The sequence below is a fragment of the Methylobacillus rhizosphaerae genome, assembly GCF_900187985.1.
Classification (GTDB): domain Bacteria; phylum Pseudomonadota; class Gammaproteobacteria; order Burkholderiales; family Methylophilaceae; genus Methylobacillus; species Methylobacillus rhizosphaerae.
On record NZ_FZOA01000016.1, the window covers coordinates 1 to 5,546 of the forward strand.

At 50.2% G+C, this 5,546-nt stretch carries 2 tRNA genes and 3 rRNA genes; all 5 read right to left on the reverse strand.

Annotated features, from left to right (window positions below):
* Positions 1-7: 7 nt before the first annotated feature.
* Positions 8-121: ribosomal RNA gene (gene rrf, locus CHB59_RS11585) — 5S ribosomal RNA — on the reverse strand.
* A gap of 145 nt (positions 122-266) precedes the next feature.
* A 23S ribosomal RNA gene (locus tag CHB59_RS11590) occupies positions 267-3,151 on the reverse strand.
* A 323-nt stretch (positions 3,152-3,474) separates the two neighbouring features.
* Positions 3,475-3,550, reverse strand: a tRNA-Ala gene (locus tag CHB59_RS11595).
* Positions 3,551-3,573: 23 nt separating this feature from the next.
* Positions 3,574-3,650 (reverse strand) — tRNA-Ile (locus CHB59_RS11600).
* 73 nt (positions 3,651-3,723) lie between these two features.
* A 16S ribosomal RNA gene (locus CHB59_RS11605) occupies positions 3,724-5,268 on the reverse strand.
* Together the 16S, 23S and 5S rRNA genes with 2 tRNA genes alongside form the textbook arrangement of a ribosomal RNA operon.
* Positions 5,269-5,546 lie beyond the last annotated feature (278 nt).

Consider the following 5,546-nt stretch of genomic DNA (forward strand, 5'->3'; position numbering starts at 1 on the left):
AATAAAAGCCTGGCGGTGACCTACTTTCGCATGCGAGGTGCATACTATCATTGGCGCAGAATCGTTTCACGTCCCTGTTCGAGATGGGAAGGGGTGGGTCCAATTCGCTATGGCCGCCAGACATAACCGGTAGTGCGTGTACGAGGTACATTCACTGATGTCTGATGGAATTTGCTATCGCAAATTCGTCTTCAACAAACAGAAGAAGTAAAGATGGTATTTTGATTGCTGCTTTAAAAATACCTTGATTCAAGTTTCAAGGTTATAGGATCAAGCCTCACGAGCAATTAGTATCGGTTAGCTTAACGCATTACTGCGCTTCCACACCCGACCTATCAACGTCCTGGTCTCGAACGACTCTTTAGTGTGCTCAAGGCACAAGGGAAGTCTCATCTTGAGGCAAGTTTCGCGCTTAGATGCTTTCAGCGCTTATCTCTTCCACACTTAGCTACCCGGCGATGCCACTGGCGTGACAACCGGTCCACCAGAGGTGTGTCCACTCCGGTCCTCTCGTACTAGGAGCAGCCCCCCTCAAACTTCCAACGCCCACGGCAGATAGGGACCAAACTGTCTCACGACGTTTTAAACCCAGCTCACGTACCACTTTAAATGGCGAACAGCCATACCCTTGGGACCGGCTACAGCCCCAGGATGTGATGAGCCGACATCGAGGTGCCAAACTCCCCCGTCGATATGAACTCTTGGGAGGAATCAGCCTGTTATCCCCAGAGTACCTTTTATCCGTTGAGCGATGGCCCTTCCATACAGAACCACCGGATCACTATGACCTGCTTTCGCACCTGCTCGACCTGTCCGTCTCGCAGTCAAGCAACCTTATGCCATTGCACTATCAGTACGATTTCCGACCGTACCTAGGTTACCTTCGCACTCCTCCGTTACTCTTTGGGAGGAGACCGCCCCAGTCAAACTGCCCACCATACACGGTCCCCGATCCAGATTATGGACCTAGGTTAGAACCTCAACAACATCAGGGTGGTATTTCAAGGTTGACTCCACAAGAACTAGCGTCCCTGCTTCATAGTCTCCCACCTATCCTACACAAATCTTGTCAAAGTCCAATGTAAAGCTACAGTAAAGGTTCATGGGGTCTTTCCGTCTAGCCGCGGGTAGATTGCATCTTCACAAACATTTCAACTTCGCTGAGTCCCGAGAGGAGACAGTGTGGCCATCGTTACGCCATTCGTGCGGGTCGGAACTTACCCGACAAGGAATTTCGCTACCTTAGGACCGTTATAGTTACGGCCGCCGTTTACCGGGGCTTCGATCAAGAGCTTGCACCCCATCACTTAACCTTCCGGCACCGGGCAGGCGTCACACCGTATACGTCCACTTTCGTGTTTGCACAGTGCTGTGTTTTTATTAAACAGTCGCAGCCACCTTTTCACTGCAACCCCTTCGCGCTCCCAGAGCAAGTCTGTTCACGCTAGCGGGGCGCACCTTCTCCCGAAGTTACGGTGCTAATTTGCCGAGTTCCTTCTCCCGGGTTCTCTCAAGCGCCTTAGAATTCTCATCCTGCCCACCTGTGTCGGTTTGCGGTACGGTTCACATATACCTGAAGCTTAGTGGCTTTTCTTGGAAGCTTGGTATCAATCACTTCGTCTCACTAGGAGACTCGTCGTCACGCCTCAGTCTTAACCTCCCGGATTTGCCTAAGAGATCAACCTACACGCTTAAACCAACTATTCCAACAGTTGGCTGACCTAACCTTCTCCGTCCCCACATCGCAGTATATGTAAGTACAGGAATATTAACCTGTTTCCCATCAGCTACGCATCTCTGCCTCACCTTAGGGGCCGACTCACCCTGCGCCGATGAACGTTGCGCAGGAAACCTTGGGCTTTCGGCGAGGGAGCTTTTCACTCCCTTTATCGCTACTCATGTCAGCATTCGCACTTCTGATACCTCCAGCATTCCTCACAGAACACCTTCGCAGGCCTACAGAACGCTCTCCTACCATGCATATAAATATGCATCCGCAGCTTCGGTTACGTGCTTAGCCCCGTTACATCTTCCGCGCGGGACGACTCGACCAGTGAGCTATTACGCTTTCTTTAAAGGATGGCTGCTTCTAAGCCAACCTCCTGGCTGTCTGTGCCTTCCCACTTCGTTTTCCACTTAGCACGTCATTTGGGACCTTAGCTGGCGGTCTGGGTTGTTTCCCTCTTGACCACGGACGTTAGCACCCATGGTCTGTCTCCCGTGATTGCACTTCTTGGTATTCGGAGTTTGCCATGGTTTGGTAAGCTCTTATGAGCCCCCTAGCCATAACAGTGCTCTACCCCCAAGAGTGAGACACGAGGCACTACCTAAATAGTTTTCGGAGAGAACCAGCTATTTCCAAGTTTGTTTAGCCTTTCACCCCTATCCACAGCTCATCCCCTAATTTTTCAACATTAGTGGGTTCGGACCTCCAGTACCTGTTACGGCACCTTCATCCTGGCCATGGATAGATCACTTGGTTTCGGGTCTACACCCAGCAACTGAACGCCCTATTCGGACTCGCTTTCGCTGCGCCTCCCCTATCGGTTAAGCTTGCTACTGAATGTAAGTCGCTGACCCATTATACAAAAGGTACGCAGTCACCCCTTAAAGAGGCTCCCACTGTTTGTATGCATGCGGTTTCAGGATCTATTTCACTCCCCTCCCGGGGTTCTTTTCGCCTTTCCCTCACGGTACTGGTTCACTATCGGTCGATTACGAGTATTTAGCCTTGGAGGATGGTCCCCCCATGTTCAGACAGGATTTCTCGTGTCCCGCCCTACTTGTCGTTATCCTAGTTCCACAAACGGGTTTTCGTATAAGGGGCTATCACCCTCTATGGCCGGACTTTCCATTCCGTTCTACTAACGCGTCTGCTAAAAATAACAGGCTTTTCCGGGTTCGCTCGCCACTACTTCCGGAATCTCGGTTGATTTCTTTTCCTCGAGCTACTTAGATGTTTCAGTTCACTCGGTTCGCCACCTGCTCCCTATATATTCAGGAGCGGTTACCCTTGCGGGTGGGTTTCCCCATTCGGATATTCCCGGATCAAAGCTTGTTTGCCAGCTCCCCGAGACTTTACGCAGGCTACCACGTCCTTCATCGCCTGTAATCGCCAAGGCATCCACCACATGCACTTATTCGCTTGACCCTATAACGTTGAAACCTGAGCCCTTTTACACTCAAGTCCCGCGATGCATGAGACATCCGTTACAGGTTTTCTAAAGCTCTTCATCTAATCACACCAAGCCGATGCGATTAAACTAATCTAAACCACTAATTCTTGCGAATCAGCCGTCTAAATGTTTCGATTTTGCAATCAATTTACCCATTGAATGTTTCAGACCTCATCACAAAGTCTTACTTCATTCTCTTTACTTCTTCCATTTTGTTAAAGATCAATCCAGCTTCTAAAAGCCAGACATAAATACAGTTCTCTGCACTGCACTTATGTCTAACTTTTCAACAAAGAGTTGGTGGAGGATGACGGGATCGAACCGACGACCCCCTGCTTGCAAAGCAGGTGCTCTCCCAGCTGAGCTAATCCCCCTCTGAACTTCCACTTGATAATCTTGGTGGGTCTGGTTGGGCTCGAACCAACGACCCCCGCCTTATCAAGACGGTGCTCTAACCAGCTGAGCTACAGACCCTTAAGGCCAATCTTTGTTGCGCTCTTTTAAACAACCGATAAGTGTGAATGCTTGCAAGCAAGGCATACTCTAGAAAGGAGGTGATCCAGCCGCACCTTCCGATACGGCTACCTTGTTACGACTTCACCCCAGTCATGAATCCCACCGTGGTAATCGCCCTCCTTGCGGTTAGGCTAACTACTTCTGGTGAAACCCACTCCCATGGTGTGACGGGCGGTGTGTACAAGGCCCGGGAACGTATTCACCGCGACATGCTGATCCGCGATTACTAGCGATTCCGACTTCATGTAGTCGAGTTGCAGACTACAATCCGGACTACGATCGGCTTTCTGAGATTAGCTCCCCCTCGCGGGTTGGCAACCCTCTGTACCGACCATTGTATTACGTGTGAAGCCCTGGCCATAAGGGCCATGAGGACTTGACGTCATCCCCACCTTCCTCCGGTTTGTCACCGGCAGTCCCAATAAAGTGCCCAACTGAATGATGGCAATTATTGGCAAGGGTTGCGCTCGTTGCGGGACTTAACCCAACATCTCACGACACGAGCTGACGACAGCCATGCAGCACCTGTGTCCACTTTCTCTTTCGAGCACCTAATGCATCTCTGCTTCGTTAGTGGCATGTCAAGGCCAGGTAAGGTTTTTCGCGTTGCATCGAATTAATCCACATAATCCACCGCTTGTGCGGGCCCCCGTCAATTCCTTTGAGTTTTAATCTTGCGACCGTACTCCCCAGGCGGTCAACTTCACGCGTTAGCTGCGTTACTAATGGATTTTACTCCACCAACAACTAGTTGACATCGTTTAGGGCGTGGACTACCAGGGTATCTAATCCTGTTTGCTCCCCACGCTTTCGAGCATGAGCGTCAGTATTAGGCCAGGGGGCTGCCTTCGCCATTGGTATTCCTCCACATCTCTACGCATTTCACTGCTACACGTGGAATTCTACCCCCCTCTCCCATACTCTAGCCTTGTAGTTTCAAACGCAGTTCCCAGGTTGAGCCCGGGGATTTCACATCTGACTTACAAAACCGCCTGCGCTCGCTTTACGCCCAGTAATTCCGATTAACGCTCGCACCCTACGTATTACCGCGGCTGCTGGCACGTAGTTAGCCGGTGCTTCTTATCAAGGTACCGTCAGCCTCACTCTATATTAGAGAGTAAGTTTTCTTTCCTTGCGAAAGAGCTTTACAACCCGAAGGCCTTCTTCACTCACGCGGCATGGCTGGATCAGGCTTGCGCCCATTGTCCAAAATTCCCCACTGCTGCCTCCCGTAGGAGTCTGGGCCGTGTCTCAGTCCCAGTGTGGCTGATCATCCTCTCAGACCAGCTACTGATCGTCGCCTTGGTAGGCTTTTACCCCACCAACTAGCTAATCAGATATCGGCCGCTCCATTAACGCTAGGTCCGAAGATCCCCAGCTTTCCCCCTCAGGGCGTATGCGGTATTAGCTAATCTTTCGACTAGTTATCCCCCATTATTGGACACGTTCCGATATGTTACTCACCCGTTCGCCACTCGTCAGCAGAGAAGCAAGCTTCTCTCTGTTACCGTTCGACTTGCATGTGTAAAGCATGCCGCCAGCGTTCAATCTGAGCCAGGATCAAACTCTTCAGTTTAATTCCGACTATTACTTGTTTGACCTCTTGCGAGGTCGGTATATCGCTTGGCTTATTCTCAAATGAATCTTTAGGTGTAACTGTTAAGTTACAGATTTCATTTAAGTGTTAAGCACTTGTTTGTTGAGTTATCGATACTTAATCAATTAAGTATCAATGTGCACTCACCTACAAGCACCCACACTTATCGGTTGTTCATCTTGTTAAAGAGCAGGGCACTTCTTTTATACTTCCCACTGACTTCATCAATCAGCGAGAGGCCGCATTATACAGGGGTT